This is a genomic window from Exiguobacterium sp. KRL4 (assembly GCF_001870785.1).
Classification (GTDB): Bacteria; Bacillota; Bacilli; order Exiguobacteriales; family Exiguobacteriaceae; genus Exiguobacterium_A.
Window position 1 is genome coordinate 1 of record NZ_MOLV01000033.1, and the last position, 20198, is coordinate 20198.

18 protein-coding genes are annotated in these 20198 nt (G+C 45.1%); 6 read left to right on the forward strand and 12 right to left on the reverse strand.

Annotated features, from left to right (window positions below):
• Positions 1–41: 41 nt before the first annotated feature.
• Both BLD48_RS14715 and BLD48_RS16435 read right to left on the reverse strand, forming a co-directional pair.
• Positions 42–332 carry a hypothetical protein gene (locus BLD48_RS14715; protein WP_071500881.1) on the reverse strand — a complete coding sequence of 97 codons (291 nt, stop codon included), beginning with the start codon at positions 330–332 and terminating at the stop codon, positions 42–44.
• Between the two features lie 297 nt (positions 333–629).
• Positions 630–803: a hypothetical protein gene (locus BLD48_RS16435; protein WP_201723165.1), complete on the reverse strand. Its 174-nt coding sequence runs from the start codon at positions 801–803 to the stop codon at positions 630–632.
• 130 nt (positions 804–933) lie between these two features.
• On the opposite strand from BLD48_RS16435, the gene BLD48_RS14720 reads away from it, so the two are divergent.
• Entirely contained in the window at positions 934–1515 is a 582-nt protein-coding gene (locus BLD48_RS14720) for an LOG family protein (RefSeq protein ID WP_071500882.1), read from the forward strand.
• Between the two features lie 464 nt (positions 1516–1979).
• Here the strand turns inward: BLD48_RS14720 and galU are convergent, their stop codons facing one another.
• From galU to BLD48_RS14735, 3 genes are all read right to left on the reverse strand, one after another.
• Positions 1980–2858: a UTP--glucose-1-phosphate uridylyltransferase GalU gene (gene galU, locus BLD48_RS14725; RefSeq protein WP_071500883.1), complete on the reverse strand. Its 879-nt coding sequence runs from the start codon at positions 2856–2858 to the stop codon at positions 1980–1982.
• 117 nt (positions 2859–2975) lie between these two features.
• Positions 2976–3929 carry an ABC transporter ATP-binding protein gene (locus BLD48_RS14730; protein WP_071500884.1) on the reverse strand — a complete coding sequence of 318 codons (954 nt, stop codon included), beginning with the start codon at positions 3927–3929 and terminating at the stop codon, positions 2976–2978.
• A 14-nt stretch (positions 3930–3943) separates the two neighbouring features.
• Positions 3944–4753: an ABC transporter permease gene (locus tag BLD48_RS14735; RefSeq protein WP_014971349.1), complete on the reverse strand. Its 810-nt coding sequence runs from the start codon at positions 4751–4753 to the stop codon at positions 3944–3946.
• An 815-nt stretch (positions 4754–5568) separates the two neighbouring features.
• On the opposite strand from BLD48_RS14735, the gene BLD48_RS14745 reads away from it, so the two are divergent.
• Positions 5569–7665 carry a 5'-nucleotidase C-terminal domain-containing protein gene (locus tag BLD48_RS14745; protein ID WP_071500886.1) on the forward strand — a complete coding sequence of 699 codons (2097 nt, stop codon included), beginning with the start codon at positions 5569–5571 and terminating at the stop codon, positions 7663–7665.
• A gap of 41 nt (positions 7666–7706) precedes the next feature.
• On the opposite strand, the gene BLD48_RS14750 is transcribed toward BLD48_RS14745, so the two are convergent.
• Positions 7707–9119 carry an ankyrin repeat domain-containing protein gene (locus BLD48_RS14750; protein WP_236630045.1) on the reverse strand — a complete coding sequence of 471 codons (1413 nt, stop codon included), beginning with the start codon at positions 9117–9119 and terminating at the stop codon, positions 7707–7709.
• A gap of 361 nt (positions 9120–9480) precedes the next feature.
• Between BLD48_RS14750 and BLD48_RS14755 the strand changes: the two genes are divergently transcribed.
• The gene (locus BLD48_RS14755) at positions 9481–9675 is read left to right on the forward strand and encodes a hypothetical protein (RefSeq protein WP_143082950.1); all 195 of its coding nucleotides are present in this window, start codon (positions 9481–9483) and stop codon (positions 9673–9675) included.
• Between the two features lie 55 nt (positions 9676–9730).
• Here BLD48_RS14755 and BLD48_RS14760 read toward each other — a convergent pair whose 3' ends face one another.
• A complete protein-coding gene (locus tag BLD48_RS14760) occupies positions 9731–10243 on the reverse strand; it encodes a VanZ family protein (RefSeq protein ID WP_071500888.1) in 513 nt (170 codons plus the stop codon).
• Between the two features lie 125 nt (positions 10244–10368).
• Positions 10369–11388: a Delta(5) desaturase DesA gene (desA, locus tag BLD48_RS14765; RefSeq protein WP_071500889.1), complete on the reverse strand. Its 1020-nt coding sequence runs from the start codon at positions 11386–11388 to the stop codon at positions 10369–10371.
• Positions 11389–11733: 345 nt separating this feature from the next.
• On the opposite strand from desA, the gene BLD48_RS14770 reads away from it, so the two are divergent.
• Positions 11734–12411 carry a DUF3298 and DUF4163 domain-containing protein gene (locus BLD48_RS14770; protein ID WP_071500890.1) on the forward strand — a complete coding sequence of 226 codons (678 nt, stop codon included), beginning with the start codon at positions 11734–11736 and terminating at the stop codon, positions 12409–12411.
• Positions 12412–12451: 40 nt separating this feature from the next.
• Here the strand turns inward: BLD48_RS14770 and BLD48_RS14775 are convergent, their stop codons facing one another.
• Both BLD48_RS14775 and BLD48_RS14780 read right to left on the reverse strand, forming a co-directional pair.
• Positions 12452–13984, reverse strand: coding sequence for an FAD-dependent oxidoreductase (locus tag BLD48_RS14775; protein WP_071500891.1), 1533 nt, complete (start codon positions 13982–13984; stop codon positions 12452–12454).
• A gap of 258 nt (positions 13985–14242) precedes the next feature.
• Positions 14243–14983 (reverse strand): hypothetical protein, encoded by a 741-nt coding sequence (locus BLD48_RS14780; protein WP_071500892.1) that lies wholly within the window; start codon positions 14981–14983, stop codon positions 14243–14245.
• Positions 14984–15352: 369 nt separating this feature from the next.
• Between BLD48_RS14780 and BLD48_RS14785 the strand changes: the two genes are divergently transcribed.
• Together BLD48_RS14785 and BLD48_RS14790 are read left to right on the forward strand one after the other, a co-directional pair.
• Positions 15353–15787, forward strand: a complete 435-nt coding sequence (locus BLD48_RS14785) for a sigma factor (RefSeq protein ID WP_071500893.1) — start codon at positions 15353–15355, stop codon at positions 15785–15787.
• Positions 15784–16623 carry a tyrosine-type recombinase/integrase gene (locus BLD48_RS14790; RefSeq protein WP_071500894.1) on the forward strand — a complete coding sequence of 280 codons (840 nt, stop codon included), beginning with the start codon at positions 15784–15786 and terminating at the stop codon, positions 16621–16623. Before BLD48_RS14785 ends, BLD48_RS14790 begins: the two co-directional genes overlap by 4 nt.
• Here the strand turns inward: BLD48_RS14790 and BLD48_RS14795 are convergent.
• Positions 16601–17419, reverse strand: a complete 819-nt coding sequence (locus tag BLD48_RS14795; protein ID WP_071500895.1) for a tyrosine-type recombinase/integrase — start codon at positions 17417–17419, stop codon at positions 16601–16603. The genes BLD48_RS14790 and BLD48_RS14795 overlap by 23 nt on opposite strands.
• Before the next feature lie 392 nt (positions 17420–17811).
• Positions 17812–19896: a sensor domain-containing protein gene (locus BLD48_RS14800; RefSeq protein WP_071500896.1), complete on the reverse strand. Its 2085-nt coding sequence runs from the start codon at positions 19894–19896 to the stop codon at positions 17812–17814.
• Positions 19897–20198 lie beyond the last annotated feature (302 nt).

The following is a 20198-nucleotide window of genomic DNA, read 5'->3' on the forward strand; positions in this document are numbered from 1 at the left end:
AAATTTTAATATTATTTATTATTTTTTAAATTTTAAATTGTTCACTTAAAATTACAATGTTTTACTGAATATTCAAGTGGCAAACCGTTTCCTGCAATGTCACGCTTTACTGAATATTCAAGTGGTAAACCGTTTCCTGCAATGTCACGCTTTACTGAATATTCAAGTGGTAAACCATTTCCTGCAATGTCACGCTTTACTGAATATTCAAGTGGTAAACCATTTCCTGCAATATCAATACTTTTAATAGAATCAGTAGTTCCTAATCCAATTGAGGCAGTTAAAGCAAGTGCTCCAACAATTAGTCCTAATTTCTTTTTTAAGTTCATCATTAACAACCTCCTAATTTTTTTGTCTAGCTTTGTAACAACATCATATATCCTTAGACCCCCTTCGGATATTCGAATACGAATATTTCACTCATTTTGCACATTATTTACACTTAATGTATCTTTCGACCTAGGTCTTAGGTCACTAAACGTGTATCTTTTATACATTTAATCCGTCTTTGTGTCGAATACGTGTATAAAAATAGATTTTTTAGAATATTCCTTCATTCCATTTTAATTGGCCCATGACCTAAAAAACCCGCTCTGTTTGCATTTAAGCAAACGAAACGGGTTCCTTTTTTATTTTGATGAACGGCGCAGCGCAATGAAATATCCTACTCCCAGCAGGACGACCAGCCCAAGCAAGACGCTACTGATCGTCGTTCGCGTCGGCGATTCCGGTACCCAAATCCCGATTGCAAGATTGATTGCCGCAATCAGCAATACGAGCCATACGATGGTTTTTGGTCTCATCTTTTCCTCCTTCACTTTGACGTGTTTCTACCTAATCATTTTCGTGATAACGTTACAAAATCCCTCTTATTCGAACTGCCTTGATATGATATGTTGACAGAAGACGATTTTTAACAAGGAGGACATAAGGATGAAAAAGCTTGCAGTGTTTTGTGGTTCAAAAGACGGAGCAACACCGATTTTCCGGGAAGCAGCGACGAAGCTCGGTACAGCCCTTGCTCACCAAAAACTTGACCTTGTCTATGGTGGTTCACGCGTCGGAACGATGGGGGCTGTCGCCGATGCCGTACTCGCAGCAAACGGACAAGCGATCGGAGTTCTCCCCCACTTCTTACAGGAAAAAGAGATTGCCCATCCCGATCTAACGGAACTCCATCTCGTGGAATCGATGCACGACCGAAAAGCGAAGATGGCTGAACTTGCGGACGGCTTCATCATTCTACCGGGTGGTCCCGGAACGATGGAAGAATTTTTTGAAGTGTTCACCTGGGCGCAACTCGGCTTACATGAAAAACCGTGTGGCATTTTAAACATCGACGGTTATTATGATCCCCTCGTCACGCTGTTCCAACAGATGGAAACACAGGGATTTCTGATTCCAGAACATGCCGCCATGCTGCTTGTCGAATCGGAACCCGAACGATTACTCGAACGGTTCCGTACGTATACGGCACCCCACGTAAAAACCTACATGAATACGAAACAAACCTGACTGACGTTGACTCAACAACAAAGCTCACTGACGAGCTTTGTTGTTTTTGTTTATCAAAATTAGACGAGAATACTCCCACTTCTAAACGTTCAGGGCGAAGCCCAAGTGCAAGTAGGAGATGAATCGTCTTCGGGCAAGGCGTGTCTTGCGACACGTCAATTGTCCGACACTCTTGGTTTGAAAACAATTAAAATCAGGAATAAAAAAAGAGTCATGTTCTTTGAAAACTGAAGATATAGGGTTGTGACAGGAAGTTCGTCTGTCACGTAAAATCTTCAACGTTCACCTTGCGGATGACCTAAGTAGCGAAAACCAAGCAGAGTAGGCATCCGCATAAAAGAAACGGACAAGATCAACGTTCAACCGTCGGGACGACGGGGTTAGCCTGATAAATTTTTGACCGCTAGGTTGAATAACTCAGGAATCCTCCACCTCTTAGCGAAGCGTAGGTGGAGGTAGTTCAATTAGTCCGTCCAGCTTTCGACGTGGTGACGTAATAAGGCTCTGACATCCGCTTGAATCTCTGGATCTTCGAGTGCAAAGGCAAGTGTCGTTTCGACGTAACCCATCTTTTCTCCGACATCAAAACGTCTTCCGTCGATCTCGTAACCGTAGACGTTCTCTCGTCCATTCAAGCGTTCGATCGCGTCCGTCAGCTGAATTTCACCACCAGCCCCCGCTTCCTGATTGGCGAGGAACTCAAAAATCGCTGGTGTCAGGATATACCGTCCGATGATGGCCATGTTGGAAGGTGACGTTCCTTGTGCTGGCTTCTCGACGAACTGTCGGACCTGATAACGGCGTCCGGTCTGATTCAGTGGATCAATGATGCCGTAGCGGTGGGTGTCTTCTGTCGGAACGTGCCGGACCCCGACGACCGATGCGTCGAGTTCTTCATACTGATTCATCAGTTGTTTGAGACCAGGTTCTTCCGAGACGATGATATCGTCACCGAGTAACACGGCAAACGGTTCGTCACCGATAAAATGACGGGCACTCCAAATCGCGTGTCCGAGTCCTTTTGGTTCTTTTTGGCGGATATAATGAATCTCAGCCATCGTCGTCGAGGCATCCACTTCTTTTAACAATTCGAGTTTTCCTTTTTCTCGCAAAATGTTTTCAAGTTCCGGTGCATGATCAAAATGATCCTCAATCGCTCGTTTGTTTCGTCCCGAGACGATGATGATCTGTTCGATACCAGACGCGACCGCTTCCTCGACGATGTATTGAATCGTTGGTTTCGTCAAGATCGGCAACATTTCTTTTGGCATCGCTTTTGTCGCCGGCAAGAAACGTGTCCCAAGCCCTGCCGCTGGGATGATGGCTTTTCTGATTTTTTTCATGACAGCCCTCCGCTCATGTACTTACTTCTACTTTGTTCTTATTTCTTTTTTCTAGTAGCTATTCCCTGTTTCCATCGAAAAAAAGACCATGAACGGTCACGTCCATGATCTTTAATCTTAAAACAATTTAGATAACGCTTCGCTAAAGGTGACGAAGGACGGTGTCTCATCGATGACCATCAGACTACCGGCTGCGATGACAAGCAGGCTGATGCCTGACAAAATCCATCCCGGATGTTTGACGGTATCTTCCGCATCCACGTTTTGTTTCCCTGGTTTCGCCTGTTGTGCCTGTTCCTTCAGACGATCCTTCCGGTACTGATGCTGCTCTTCTTTCGTCAGCTTTTTGTATTCGGTCAGGAACTTCTTGTACTCCGGCACGACTTCCTTCGTTGTCCCATCCTGTTTGACTTGTCCGTACTCAAGCCAGATGACGCGTTCGCAGAAACTTCTAATTTGTGTCAAGGAGTGACTGACGAAGATGATCGTCTTGCCTTCGTTCTTGAACTCGTTCATCTTGTCGATACAACGGTTATAAAACGTCTGATCCCCGACCGATAAGGCTTCATCGACAATCAGGATGTCGGCATCGACGTTGACGGCGATTGCAAAACCAAGCCGCGACTTCATCCCGCTCGAATACTTTTTAATCGGCTGATCGATGAAGTCACCGATGTCGGCGAAATCGATGATGCCCGGCATCCGGCGTTCGATTTCCGCGTCATCCATTCCGAGCATCAAACATTTCAAGTGGATGTTCTCACGACCTGTCAGGACATTTTTCAGACCTTGGGAAACGGCGATGATCGCAACTTCCCCATTGATCGCGACGTCCCCTTCATTGGCGTAGATGATCCCCGAAATCAAGTTCGATAACGTTGATTTTCCGGAACCATTGATTCCGACAAGACCCACGACTTCACCCGATCCGATATCGATGGACACATCACGGAGCGCCGTAAACGTCTTGACGTTTTTGCTTTGGTTCTTAAATAACAGCTTAAATTTTTCTTTGGTCGTCGTGACCATATCAAATCGTTTCGTGACATGGTCGAGTTTTATCATAGACATGGCGATTTCCTTCCTTAAACGAGCTCGGTGAATGATTTACGGAACTTGATGTGTAAAAACGTTCCGGCTGTGAACAAGAGTAATGTCACGCTCCAGAAATAGAGTCCGGTCGGCCACTCCTGCCAGACCCAGGCACCTCCGAGTAAGCTGGCACGGTATCCTTCAACGAGGTAGAAGACCGGATTCAGACGCAGAACACCATGTAAGACATCCGGGAAGCGCTCGATGTTCCAAAGAATCGGTGTCAGATAAAACAGCATCCGCATCATCGATTGCAGGAACAGTTGAATATCTTTGACGAGCGTAATCAATGTCGAGAAACAAAGGGAGAAGGCGTAGACGAAAATATAGGTCGCCGCCATATAATAAGGTAACTGGAGCAGTTTCCACGTGATCGGGATTCCATTCAGGATGATGACGAAAAAGACGATTACAAGCATTGCAAAATGCTGATACATCCGGGACAAAATCACATAGGACGGAATGGCACTCATCGGGAAACGCATCTTCGTCACCATTGCGAGCCGGTTATTGATCGAGTTCGATCCGCGGAGCAAGGCGTCATTGATGAAGAACCAGACGACGATCCCGCATAAAAGCCAGACGATGAACGGGATATCCCCGTCGACGTTTTTATTCCCTTTCAGTCCGACCCCAAAGACGAACCAGTAAATGAAGATTTGCAAACCGGGATTGAGCAGCTCCCATAACAGACCAAGCCGTTGTTCCGCGTGCGCCGATTTGATCTCATAACGGGCAAGACGGCGGATCAGTGGAAAATTCTCCACCTGTTCGCGGATGATACTTTTCATTTCTTTCCACATAATTAAATTCCTTCCGATCTGTAAAGGTACATGTATTTTAGTTCAGTTGCATCCACTAAAAAAGACGGACTCCGTTCGCGAATCTTCAAACGAACGATGGACCGTGCACAGACTCCTTGTCTGCACGTTTACATATTCCTCCCTTCTCTTCAAAGCACTCTTTTCCTATTAAAAAAGTAGGCAGCAGGTGCCATACACTTAATCAATTCTAGCCATCGTTAAAATTCGTGTCAATCTATTGGGCAAACCGACACCAAACTGTAGCTTTCTGGGTAACAAAAAAAAGCGCTTCAACCATGTCAAAGACATCGCTGAGCGCCGGTTGCGAATGGTATGGAAATGGAAATTCAATCGTCGTCGGTGGAGAGGACAATCCCCAGATCAACAGAATACTCATCACACATAAAATGACTATGATCACTGTCCCTTGAATCGTCTCTTTCATCGTCTTGTTGCTCTCCTCCCGCAATTTCCTCATTTTTTCATCATACAGAACTCCTGCTCTGAATTCCACCAATAGATTATCAAATAATGGGAATGTTTGACGTTTCGATGTATGTTTTCGTTTCTTTTTTCCTGCAGGAAGATTATAATGAAAACGTTATCATTTTATCACTTTAGGTCGAATTAACTAGAAAACAAGACGAAATCAAACGTCTTGAGCGAGTTGTCATGTCGTCCGACCTAAGAATTTACGAAGTTTACAAAAGTTTTATCGCAACAGATGGACAGAACGACTTATAGTAGAAGAAGAGGTCAACGATCGCATTTCGACCTTGTATTCATACACCCACTTTGAAGGAGGATTTCTACGTATGTACAAATCAAAACCGCTTTACGCGGCAGCCGTTGCTGTCGCTCTGACGACATCGGCAATCGTGCCCGTTGCCCAGACTACTGTATCAGCAGCAACGCATGTCAAAGTCAAAACGGTCAAACTCAAGTCGCTCGTCTTCACAAAAGGTGCCCCGGTCAAATTACCTGCTACATATAAGGGCGAGAAGATTACGTGGAAGAGCTATGATCGTCATATCTTCAACCGCTATCAGACGGTCAAAGGGACGTATGGCAAGAAGAAATCGCCGATTGAAGTCAAAATCCTGATCCAAAACTATGCCGTGAAATTCGTCGAAAGTGTTAAAGAACAGACGATTTACGTTGGTGAGAAACCAGAACTTCCAAAAACACTGGCTGTCCTCTATGCGACAGGCCGTGTCTATGACAAGCCGGTCCGCTGGTCGAACGTCGACACGAGCGAAGCCGGAACGAAGTATGCCGTCGCGAGTTACACACGTCTCGGCAAAACAATCACACTCAAAGCAAAAATCAACGTCTTGGACATCAATAAAGACGATTTCTCAATCGGCTTGTTGCACACGAATGATACGCACGCCAATCTCGATAAAGCACCAAAACGGGCAACAGTCATCAAAGACCTCCGTGCTGCCTATAAAGCAGACGGTACACCTTCCCTCTTACTGGATGCAGGCGATGTTTTCTCCGGATCGCTTTATTTCAACAAGTTCCAAGGTCAAGCCGATCTCGCGCTCATGAACTATATGAAATACGACTTGATGACATTCGGAAACCATGAGTTCGATCTCGGAGACCAAGACAACCACCAAGCGTTACAAGACTTCGTCACAAAAGCGAAGTTCCCATTCATCACAGCGAACGTCGATTTCAGCAAAAATGAGTTGCTCGCTGGTCTCCAATCCAAAACGATCACAGCCGGTCCTGAAAAAGGGAAAATTTATCAAGGTGTCATCAAGGAATACAAAGGACAAAAAATCGGCTTCTTCGGTTTGACGACAGAAGAGACAGCGGACATCTCGAGTCCGGGAACTGTTGCCTTCGCGAACTACATCGCTAGCGCAAAAGCAGCGGTCAAGAAACTCGAAGACCGTGGCGTCAACAAGATCGTCGCGTTGACACACATTGGCTTTGACGACAACCCAGCAGTCGATAATGATCAGTTGCTTGCGCGTAATGTCGACGGCATTGACGTCATCGTCGGTGGTCACTCGCATACGAAACTGGAAACACCAGTCGTCGTTGATGACACAATCGTTCCTGGTAAAGCAGAACCAACGATCATCGCGCAAGCCTATCAATACGGCGATTTTCTCGGCAATCTCAACTTGACGTTCGACTACAAAGGGAAGTTGACAGAGTACACCGGTTCATTGGTCGACGTGTCGAAAGCAGCAGAAGACGTAAAAGCAGCAGAGATCCTTAAACCGTACGCAGATCAAATCACAGAGTTGAAAAATGAGGAAGTCGGCGCGAACATCGTCAACGAACTCGTCAACCCGCGTGGAGAAGTCAGTGTCCGGAACAGTGAAACGGCACTCGGGAACTTGATTACAGACGGCATGCTTAAAAAAGCAAAAGAATACAATGCTGAAACGGTCATTGCCATGCAAAACGGCGGTGGAATCCGTGCAGCAATCAACGCCGGACCACTCACAGTCGGTGAAGTCTTGACGACGCTTCCGTTTGGTAACACACTTGCGACAGCGAAATTGACAGGTCAGGAAATCAAAAACTTGCTTGAAATCAGTGTTGGTGTCGCACCAATCGAAAACGGTGGATTCCTCCACGTATCGGGCATGAAGTTCGAATACAGCAGCAAACTCGCAAAAGGTGACCGTGTCACGAAGATGGAAGTCAACAACAACGGAACGTTTGAAGCCATCGACCTTGCAAAAACGTACGTCATCGCAACGAATGCGTTCACAGCAAAAGGTGGAGACGGTTTGACACCGTTCGAAGTCGCGTACAAAGCAGGACGCGTAACGGATCTTGGTCTCTCTGACTGGGAAAACCTCCGTGACTTCACGAAGTCACTCGGCGAAGTCAAGTACACAATCGAAGGCCGCATCATCGATACAAAAGTAGAATCAAAATAATCACGAAAAGGACGATTTCCCAAGCGGGAGATCGTCCTTTTTCATAGGGTCTGGGTTTGTTTTTGTTTCAGTAGGACGATGACGTCATCGAGTTCATACTCCTGAGCCATCATCAGGGGGGTATACCCATCGGCATTTTTCAGCGCTGGATCTGCTCCCTGATCGAGCAACAGCTTGACGGTCTGCGTCCCTTCCCCCTCGACCGCATGATGCAACGGGGTATACTTCTCGGCGTCCTGCTGGTTGATGGCTTCGCCTCGTTTCAGATAAAGCGCAACCAACTCCTTATTGTTGCTGTAGACGGCAGTGATGAACGGACGTTCTCCGAACTCATTGACGCTATCAACATTACTCCCGGCAGCGAGCAAGGCATCAAAGACGCCTTCTAGCCCTTCACTTGATTTCCGGTACCCGAGGTAATGGAGCGCCGTATCCCCGTCTGCATCGACGGCTTTCATGTCACTCGTCGGAATCAGTTTGTTAATCTCGTCGAGTGTCCCTTTTTGAATCGCCGCCATCAGTTTCGTTTCGCCTAAGTCTTGTTTCGAGCCGACTGCTTGTTCGACGGGTTTTGTCCAGTTCGTCAGCCAGCCTGGTGTCGCAAACGTCGTTGCGAAAAAGACGAGGCTTGCGAGCACAACATAACTCAAGCTGACGAACAGACCAGTCGCCAGGCGCGGCGCGCGGGACGGCGTCTTTAGTCCAGCCGTCATTAACCGCCATGAAACGGATCGTTGATGGCGGAACAGTTCACTGAGCGTCATCGCGAGTGAAGGGGCTTGCTGTTTTTCTTCTATGTAGTCTGTCAAATCCAACCGATTCCATATCGCCGGACCAACGACCGACCGGACAAGGGTCGGAATACGGTTTTCTTCCTCCAGCTGCGCCAAGGCGAGACGGTCTGCCGTCTCCTCACAGGCCCGTAAATAGGCACTCCGTAAAAAGGGGACCCAGCTTCCGAGTAACAACAACATCCGTTTCTCTTCGTGGTTCTGCTTCAAGTGGACGAGTTCCCGTAAGACCTCAAAATGTGTCGTTTCATCCAGTTTATAATCAGCAGGTAACACAAGCATATACTTTTGGAACAACCCCATCGTTCGTGGTCGTGTAATGGTTCGGTGCCGGGTCAAGATGACCTCCGGTACTTTCCAAAAACCCAATTGCTTGGCGTCTTGACGAAGTTGTTCATACGCCGCCGGCTGTTGTTTTTCACTCAGAAAAACACCATCTGCGCGTATCGCCATCACACGGACCCACTGACGCATCCATATGATTCCTAACAGAAGGGAGAGAATCCCGACGAGAACGACACCACTCGTTCCGAGTGTAAGAATCCCGACGACTAGACCACACCCTGTCATCAGCGTGCTAAGCAACAGCAACCAAAAATAAAGCCGTTCTCGTTTTGAGATCGATTGGTTGCCCTGTTTGATTTGTTCTGTTTCATCCATCATCTCTTCACCTCTTTTGTCCTTGCCTTTATCATACCGGTAATCCCATAAGAGTTCCAAGGCAATTATTGTTAATCGTTCGAATCATTATATTTTAATATATTTCCAAAATAAAAATATATTTTTTCTTAGTATGTCCAAAGACCTAATATAGTTATAACTAAGTTAGCTAAAAATTACTTTTAAACGCCTTTTATCTAGACATACCAACATTCTTTGTAACATTTGAAATATTAGACCTGTGATTCTTTAGAACCATATACATTTTAGTAACAGGTGCGACAATAGTCATTTATTTAAATTGCTATCCCCTCTTAAATACCATATACTAACTACTAGAATGAAGAATATGGGAGTGATTCTCTTGGGAATATTAGGACTTTTTAATAAGGAATATACTATTCAGTATCAAGTTCTTGAGCAGGATGAAATTGTAGATACGGACCGTGTAATCATTAAGGCTGGTGACCACATGGCAGCGCGGAAAAAAGCTGATACGATTCTCCGTAAACAGTTCGGTCGGACACAATACAAAATCGAATGGGTCCAACGTTTTTGATCGTTAAAATACCCGGTCGTCTCAGTTAAGTTGAGACGACCGGGTATTTTTGTGTTCAACTCGATTGCTGATATTCCGATTTGACGATTCGATCGGCTTTTAAGAATAAACGAATCCCCGTATAGAGCAGGATTCCAAACAAAGCGCCAGTTCCGTCAATGATCACATCTCCGACAAGTGGTGTCCGTCCACCGGTCACCTGTTGATGGAATTCATCAAAAACACCGACCGTAACTGCTGTCGTCGCAGCAAAAAAGGCGGCCGGAAGAGGACGGTATCCCCGATTTCGTAAGACATGGACGAGACTCGTACCGAGGATAAAGAACAACCCAGCGTGCATTCCTTTCCGGATAAAAAACTCAACGAACGCGGCTGGACCTAGGGACGCAACACTGATCGGGACTTCGTAATGAAACGAGACAAACGAAAAGGCATAGACCCACCCCAGTGGGATCTGGTTCGTTAAAAACGGAATCAGGGATTGTTGTTGATAACTCATCGAACTAAATCCAAATAATAAAAGTAAAATGACTCCTGCTATGATATACGCAACGGGTAGACGACGCATCCATCATCCCTCCTTCAATACTTGCCATCGTACCATGAATCTGACAGCAGAACATACGGCGAAAGTCGCAGTTGTTTCGACAAAAAAAGGCCTCACTTCTATTAAAAGAAGTAAGGCATAACTTATTACATAGCCGACGTTTTCGGTTCCCGAAGCAGATGCTTGATTTCTCCGAACGTCACAAACGTTTTATTTTTAGCGTCATACAGCTTGTAACGAAGCGATTTCAGACTCGAGAATAAGCCGATTGTCGTCGCTTTTTGAAGCGGTGGTGTCGCGGTATGCGCTTTTTCTAAGTTGTAGTTCGGAACACGTGGGCTTAAGTGATGCACATGGTGGAAACCGATGTTCCCTGTCACCCACTGCAAGACTTTTGGTAACTCGTAATACGAACTGCCTTCGATGGCGGCCTTGACGTAATCCCATTCGCTTTCATCCTCGAAATACGAGTCTTCGAACGTGTGCTGGACGTAGAACAACCAAATCCCAAGCACACCTGCCGTAAACATCGTCGTTCCCTGGATGACCAGGAAGGCCTGCCAGCCGACGAAGTAAATCATGATGGCATACAAAACGATCAGTGACGCGTTGATGACATGCGTATTGATACGTTCTTTCTTCCGCGCATCTTTCCGGTTAAAACGACTGACGACGAGAATCAACAAGAGTGGTCCAAGACCAAACATGACGAGTGGATTCCGGTATAAACGGTATTTCAGACGTGTCCATTTTGATGCTTCGATATATTCTTCGATCGTCATGACCCAGATGTCACCGACACCCCGTTTGTCCAAGTTTCCGCTTGATGCATGGTGGATCGAGTGCTCGCGTTTCCACTTCTCATACGGGAACAAGGTCAGGATACCTGTGATCGTCCCGACGATTGCGTTGGCTTTTTTACTTTTGAAGAATGATCCGTGTGTACAGTCATGGAAGATGATGAACATCCGGACGACGAAACCGGCTGCGACGATCGCAAGTGGGACCGTAAGCCAAACGGAAATCTGTAAGGCTTGGTAAGCCAGGAACCAGGCGACGAGAAACGGCAAGATCGTATTGATCATCTGCCGGACGCTTGATTTGACGTCTGCCTTCTCAAAAGGCGAGACGTGTTTGCGAAGCTGGGCGATTTTTTCTTTACTCATGTGTTGCTTCCTCCTCGAATTCGTACAGCGTTCACGACGCTACTATGGAATGATGAACTTGATATGAAACCTGTAAACGGCGTTCGTGACGGTGAATTCGTAACATCCACATGAAGATCGACCCGACCGATATAGTTAAACGCTTGAATATTTTTAATACCAGGTAATTATAGCACATAGAAAAACGAATTGAATATTAAATTCTGATATCACTTGAAATATTTGTGGTCAGACGGACGTAAAAACATTGATTTGAAGATAAATAAATTTTAAGGTAATTCCTTACAATCAAAGTGGAATCTCGTATACTAAAAGAAATCCATTATTCTAAAGGAGTTAGATTTCATGCAAAAATCTTGGCTGATTCCCCTGTTGTCTGCGACATTACTTTTACCGACTGCCTTGTCGGTTGACGCTGCAACGAAACCTACCGTCATCACAAAGTATGCGAAAGACAAAAAGTCACTGAAATACCCGTACGTCACGAAAGGTCCGTCGACGAGCATTCGAAAAACCATCAATGCCGACTTGACCGAATTCTCCAAGTTCGCCTACCAAAACTATCTAGAAATCGAAGCCATCGAGAAAGAAGAAAGAAAAACCTCTTACTGCAAAAAAAATCCGTCGATGTGCAACCATACTTACAGTACAGCGTATAAGGTATCCGGCAACAACTCCGCCTATTTGACGTTCACCCTACTAGACTATACCTATACGGGCGGCGCACACGGACTTGGTTATAAGTACGGCGTCAACTATTCATTGAAAACGGGTAAAGAAGTGCCAATCACCAGCGTCTTAAAAACCTCGACACAGTTTAAAAAAGTCGAGAAGTACATCTACAACAAACTGAAAAACAATGATGACTACTTCGTCGATACATTAAGTGACGTCGATGTCTCGAAAAAATCAGAATATCTCATGATGAAAGATGGCATCAAAGTCGTCTTCCAATCGTATGAGATCGCTCCCTATGCGACAGGTCAACCGGAAATCTTTGTTCCGAAAAGTGTCTACAAGTAATCAAAAGTGTCCACGCAGCAATTTGCGTGGACATTTTTCGTTAATTTAATTTTTTCAACGGCTTCACCGCCGGCCCTTCCAAGACTTTTCCCTCGTAATCAAACCGCGAGCCATGACACGGACAATCCCATGACCGTTCCCCGTTGTTCCATTTGACGTCGCACCCCATATGCGTACACGTTGTCTTGACGAGATGAAGTTCTCCGGCTGAATCTCGATATCCTCCGACGGTCTTCCCGGCATGACGGACAAGTCCTCCTTCATCGATACCTAGATCGTCCGCTGATTGACTGGCACGGGCCACTTTTCCCTTCAGTAATTCGATCGCGACATCGGCATTGTTTTTTGCGAATTGTTTCGCGTCCTGCTTATTCAGCTTCGATCGGTTCGGGTCAAACAATCCCCGGAAGCGGTTCGGCGTTCCGGTCAATAAATCGGACAAAAGCAATCCTGCCGCAATCCCGTTCGTCATCCCCCACTTGGCAAAGCCGGTCGCGATCAGAATGTTCGGATCGTCACTCGTCATCTGACCGATGTACGGCACTTTATCGAGCGAAATCAGATCCTGCGCTGACCAAAATTGATCAATCTGTGCGACATGGAACTCACTTTCTGCGAAATGAGCCAACGCTTGGTAGTTGGCTTTCGTATCCGTCTGATGACCGGACAGATGATTCTCCCCGCCAAACAGTCCAAGCCGTGTCCCGTCAGCCGTCTGCGTATGCCGGAGGGACCGGCTTGGTTTGTCGGCACTCATGAACATGCCGTCCGGGAACTCTTCCGGAACACGTCCCGACACGATGTACGAGCGATGGACTTCGAGTTTCGAGAAATAGAGCCCTTTGAAATCGTTGAACGGAAAGTGTGTCGCGACGATCACTTTCTTCGCCTCGATCTGGTGACCGGATTCAAGCAACACAGTCGGCGTCTCTTTGGATTCGACAGACGTCGCCCGCGACTGTTCGTACAGCTTCCCGCCTTGCTCCGTGAAGTACTGCGCGAGACCAAGTAAGTACTTGACGGGATGGAACTGGGCTTGATTGTGAATGACAAGAGCTTGTTCGACCGGATACGGTAACTTGCCTTTGACCTCGTCCGTCGCGTCTCCCCCGTTGATCCCAAGCCGGCTGTACGCATCGGCTTCTTTGATCAGCTGCTTGTGTTTCGGTCCGGTTGATGCGACGTACAGGTAGGCATCCTGTTCCTCAAGCTCACAGTCGATTGCCAGGCGTGTCGTCTGATCCCGCAGGAACCGAATCGCCTCTTCATTCGCTTCGTGATAGAGCCGTGCTTTCTCTTCGCCGAATGTCTGGATCAGTTCGTCATAAATCAAGCCATGCTGTGATGAAACTTTCGCTGTCGTATAACCGGTCGTCCCGCTTGCGATTCGGTCTGCTTCAATCAACGTCACCTCATACCCCCGTTCAATCAGTTGAACGGCTGTGACGAGTCCGGCGATACCAGCCCCGATGACGACAACGTCACTGGTTAGATTTGTTTCGAGTTTCGGATACGTCGATGCTTCAATCGAAGTGCGCCAGTACGATGTTGGAAATCCATCCAGTTGCTTCATTTTCCCCGCCTCCGTAAATGTCAGTTTTTGTTTCATCTAGCTAACAGTTACAGTTACCCTTGTTCTTACAAAAACATTCATCGACTATGTGTTTTTAGCGGTTACACATGGTTCTGTGTTCTAATGTTTTCCCTATATCAAAACATGAGTAGATATTCATTCTTTTTAAATAGGAATAGTCGAAAAAACCTCCCAAGACTTTCTTCACGAAAGCACCTTGGGAGGTGTTGTTCACTTCATGAAAAATGAAAACCCGCATCATCTCTTATCATCTGTCGTATCAAACATCGGCATGTATGTGATGTCACAAAGCTTCCCAGCTTCTGCTTCATCCTCGAAAATATTAATCACGATGACGACATCCTCGTTTTCCATGAAGGCAATTGGCTCCCGGATATTTTTTCGGTAAAAGCCAATCCCGTCCCCATACTCATCAATCCGGTCGATGTTCATCACCGTCCCGTTCAAGACGACAAGATCTTCTTTCCGGTTGAACTTCAGACTCGGACATTCAGGTAATACCTCGTCGTTGAACACGACCATCGGAATCGGAATCCGTCTGCCTTCTGTGTCGAGTATCTTTTCAACGAGCGGACGATTATAATCCGTCCATTCCTTCAGTCCCTCACGTTTGACTGTCATCGTCTCCTGTCCTTTGATGTATCGTGTCACGATATGATCAAAAAATAAGTAGGCGCGATCGATGGCACCTGCGTTCGGAATCCGTGCTGACTTTCCTGCCGCTCCGACGTGTACTCCAAAATAACTGAGCCATTGAAGGAGGAAGTCCCGCTCGAATAACTGTTTGTCAAAAATGATGCTGACTATTTCAAGATTCATCCCCTGTACAAAACACTGGAGTGAAATTTCATCTGCATTAAAGGTATAAAGTCGCTCGCCAACGTATCTAGCTTCATAATCTTGGACAAGACAATACTCAAAATGCTCCGGATATTCACGTAACCGTTTTTCATATTGGCGTTTCTCAAATGCTTCCACGTGTCATCACTCCTTTTCATCAAAAAATCTAACTAAAGTCTATCGCCTATTTTTGTTGTTCCCTACTGTTGCCCTGGAGTCCTGCTTTTCCTCGTGTATCGGTATAACGTTTGGTGGATGCTGATTATTTTTTTCCGAACACCCCCTAGGATAAGTAGAGTTATCCTCTGTTTTCAAATCGTCTTTTTTGAATCATGCCAACGGTTTTCTAAACTTTCAAGACGCAAAATCCCTCTATTTCTTCTGTCCAAAACAAAATATCGCTTGAAAAACCGCCTGTTTCTGCCACTCTCTTCAGGATAACTCTACTTATACTGAAACTACCGCGGAATACATAGATATGCATATCTCAGATTGGATTATCTCTTCATGAATGAAGCCTTAAAACAATGGATCCCCCTCGTCAATTCCCTTCTGTCGCGTCTCTCAATCCATCCAAATGAACACGATGAATGCCGCCAAGCAGCACTACTTCGGCTATGGAAATCAATCGAAGAAGGCAAAGTCATGACCGTCACCTTCGCCCGGATTCGTGCGAAAGGGGCGATGCTCGATTACTTGGCGACCCGTAACCGGACTCTGGCTGGTGAAGTCGCCGTCGAGACGTTACCGGAACTCCCCCGTCAGCAGCAAGTTTCCTTCGCCTACTTACTCGATCAACTAAAACAGGAACTTTCCATCAAGGAATTCACGATCCTCCAAGCCCTTCTCCATGGAAATGAAGAGGCACTTGGCTACTCACCTGCTCGTCTGCGTTCGCTCAAATCGGAACTCAAACGGAAGGTTCAGGAGATCCTCCTATGATGACGTTTTACTTGGAGCGATTACTCATGATCATCGACCAATCCCCCAGCTACAGTCCGCTGACGAAAAAAGCTTACCGCACGGACGTCCGACACTTCTGTACCCATGCGAAAACCATCGATATCCCTTCCCTGCACCGCTACATCTCCCATTTGAAACAAATCTACGCTCCAACGACCGTCGCCCGGCGAATCCATGCCTTAGCAACCCTCTTCGACGCCCTCGTCACCGAACGGTCACTGGCAAAAAATCCGTTAACCCACATCAAAAAACCGTCCCGACCACTTCCGAAACACCGGACTGCCTTCAGCTACACGGATGCCCGCCGTGTCATCGAGACGCTGCAGGACGAAACGATCTATGCGTTCTACTTCCTGCTCTTACATACGGGTCTCCGGTTTAATGAAGCCCGGCAATTACGCAGGACCGATCTCGACCTCATCGAACGCCAACTGTTTGTCCGTCATGGTAAGGGACAAAAAACACGCTACGTCCCGCTCCACGACGAGCTGGTCACTGTCCTGACCCGATACCTCGACCAACAGTCGAATACAGATTACTTGTTCGTAAACAATACTGGACGCTTGCTTGATCCAAATCAAACACGGAAGCAACTCCGGCTCGCCAGCCAACAGGTCTTAAGCCGAACTCTCCGACCACACGACTTACGGGTGACGTTCGCGACGACACTGTACCGGGAGCATCAAGCCGATTTACTGACCGTCATGCGCCTGCTCGGTCATAGTGACGCTAAGACGACGCAACAGTATATCCTGCCGTCGTCAGAAGTCGCCCGGTCCTCAATCAACCGGCTCACGCCGACAACGCATCGATGATTTGCTGGAGCTTCGTTTCCTGGCTGAGGATATAGCCTTCCGTCGTCCGTGAGCTGCTGTGACCAAGTAACCGCTGAATCTCAAGCAGTTTCCGATTACCCTTCTGATAGAGATACGTCGCAAACGAAACACGCAAGTCGTGTGGATGTAACGATCGTCCGCACATAGCAAGTGACTGTGCACGTAACGTATTACGCGCCTGTTGCTCGTTGATTGCTTGACCACGAACGGAACGAAACACGAGTCCTGTCGTCCGTCCAACCAAAAATACTTGTAACTTATGAGCCAGTCTCTCTCCAAGTGGAACCGTCCGCAAGCGTCGCCCTTTCCCGTTCCGTACGAGCAACGTCAACGTCGCAAACTGAATATCCTCGATCGACAACAAACGGGCCTCCATGAAGCGGAGACCCGTTTGACTGATTAATTCGAAGAAGAGACGGTAAGTAGGATGACTGATTTGACGAATCGTTTGGATCGTTTCTTCAAGTGGATGATGTTCGCGTTGTGTCACTTGCTGATGAACGATCGCATGGACTTGTCTCATAGGATTTTTCCGCAGACGTTTTGCTCGGACGAGTTCGTTCCCAAGTGCTGTCAATGCATGGTACCTCCGCATCGCCGTTGCCGGTTTGTATTGCCCAATCAATTGGTCAAAATACGTTTGAAGAGACTTAACCGACCAATCGACGGAATGATGTTTCATTTGCCGGAGATCACTGCGATAGGCTTTGATGGTCTGTTTGCTATAAGTGATATGCGTGACAAGATACTGTTCCAAATAATCGAAGTGGGTCATGAGAAGAACCTCCTTTTATAAAGTGTTTTCCCCTCAATTCCCTGTCCATTTTTTCTTCAATCCTATTAATATAATAACTCTACCCCTGAACTTTTTTAGAATGTAAACACCCCGGAAAGTTCACACTATTTGATCGTTTCTTTCTCATCTTGTTAATCAGACAATTTAATCTTTATTAAACTAAAAGGCAGCTAGAAGGTACTATCGACTTCAGTGTTTCCTGAATCACCTCAAATGATTAAACGCTCATTCTCATTTTTAGTTGAGCTTATCTTATACCATATAGTTCAGATCCGAAAACTGTTCAGTTATATATACCGTTAATTAGACTACTTCGCATACAACAATAAAATGGATCTGACTAAAGGTCAGCGGCACTATAAAGCTTTACTTCATCTAAGATTCTGAAAGGCAGTGATGACGATATGTGATTGATGAATGCTTGTATAGTATCCTTCATATTCCAGCAATCCGTTTGAGAGCTCTTTCATAGCGTGAAGCCGGATTGAAACATCCTGAAATCTATCCGTTAACTCTACAGTTAATCTATACTCCACTTCCTCTTTAACAGGAAAACGAATGTTAGAATAAAACGTTAAGTTTTTCAAATTAGTTCTGCAAATCATGATGACAGAGGAGCCAATCTTCACCGGCACGTCGTCAATACGATCAATTGTCAATTTTGCTTGCAAGGATAACGTAGCAATCTCTTTATTAGTAATCTCTTCTTTCGGTAGTAACAGTTGCCGTGATAGTACTTCTGCAAAATCTTGTTCTAGTAAAGGTTGACTAAATAAATAGCCTTGAATAGTAGGACAATCTAATCCGCGAAGAACTTGTAATTGCGCAGCAGTTTCTACGCCTTCCGCTACAATATTCAATCTAAACTCTTGACCAATAAAAATTGCTGATCTTACGATAGAACGTGCGCGAATTTCTGAATCAATATCCTTGATAAACTTACGATCTATTTTAATCGTATCAATCGGATAGTCCTGTAGATAAGAAATAGACGAATATCCTTTTCCAAAATCATCCAAAGAGATACTTATCCCTTTATCATGCAATTGACGCAGTGTTTCTGAGATTTTTACATTTTCATATAAAATATCTGTTTCTGAAATCTCAATTTCAAACAAGGAAGAAGGTAACTTATGTTTTCTTAAGTTTTTAAAGACAACCTCTGCAAAATCACCATGTAATAATCTTTTGGGAGAAACATTTATTGAGATAGGTACTAACAAAAGATTTTGCGTTCTCCATTCCGATAGTTGTCTACATGTTTCTTCTACGACCCAATCCGCAATTTTCAGATGAACAGAACTTTCCTCTGCAAGTGGAATAAAATCATTCGGAGGAATACGACCCCATTTCGGATGATCCCAGCGAATTAATGCTTCTGCACCTTCTACTTTCCCAGTCCATGCATTTACTTTTGGTTGGTATTCCAAAAACAATTCTTCTCTCAAAACCGCATAGCGTAAGTCTGAATAGATTTTATAACGTTTAAATGCCTCAATGTCTAAATAGGCATCATAAATATGGACTTTAGTAGTACTTTTCTTAGATCGATCCAAAGCAATATTAGCATGGCGGATTAAAGTTTCGGCTTTTTCGTCTTCACCAAGACTACTGTTACTTACTCCTAATGAAACTTTGGCATACCATTCGTACGACTCTAAACTAAATTTATGATTATTGAACGATAAAAGCGTTTCTATCCATTCCTCTTTATTGAACCCTATTAACTCGGGAAGTAAAATTACATAATCATCACCTATCAACTGTCCGATAAACGCCTCTTTAGGTGTGTTGTTTTTTAAGAGCTGTGCCGTCGCGTGAAGCCATACATCCCCATACGTGTATCCCAAAGTACGGTTTATTTCGCTGATTTGATTAAAACTAATTGCTATTACAGTCATGCTTTTATCTTCATTAAGCCATTGCTCTGCTGTATTCATAAGATAAAAACGATTCGGCAGCTTTGTAACATGATCATGAGTGGCTAAACGCCATACTTCTTCTTCATTTCGTTTTAACAATTCTGCATAATTCTTTTTAAAGGTTTGTTCTTCCGTAACATCACGCACGATGCCATATACTCCGCTAATTACGCCTTCTTGATAGTACGGAATATTTGTGATTTCCGTTGTAAGCGATTGGCCATTCTGCTGGCGAATTACAATTGAATAATGAACTGTCTTGCCTTTAAGAGTACTTTGAAAAGACTCTTTTACCTCTTCCCGATAAGTCGGTGGGACGACTTCTTCTAAAAAGCTTTTGAGTTCTTCCCTTTTGTATCCTAAGAGAACAAGCAATTTACTATTGCATGTTAATATTTCACCTTTTGTATTTAATATAAAAATGGCATCAGGGTGCCCTTCTAAGAAATTCATATCTTCATTCAGAGAGCCTGATAAAACAACGTGTGCACGTGGTTTTAAAATCTCACTTGATTTTTTAAAAACATTGAGCATATATTTGTACAGTCCTCTCATCAAGTCATTAATGATTTTGCCTAATCTTGTACTCTATTATCGGACAACTTCATCAATTAGTTTAAACTGTAGATAGCATTTGCTTCTATCGCACTAGTGAGTCTGACATGCATCATTTTAAAAAAAGTAATAAAATAGCCCTTACTTTAATCAAGTAAAGGCTGTATCACTCATATAGATTAAAAACTGCTTAACTATGCGCTTCTCATACTCCAAAGGCTGAACTCCTTAATCAAACAAAAAGTCCAGCTTTTTTCGGTCTGAACTGCTCCCCGTCAAGT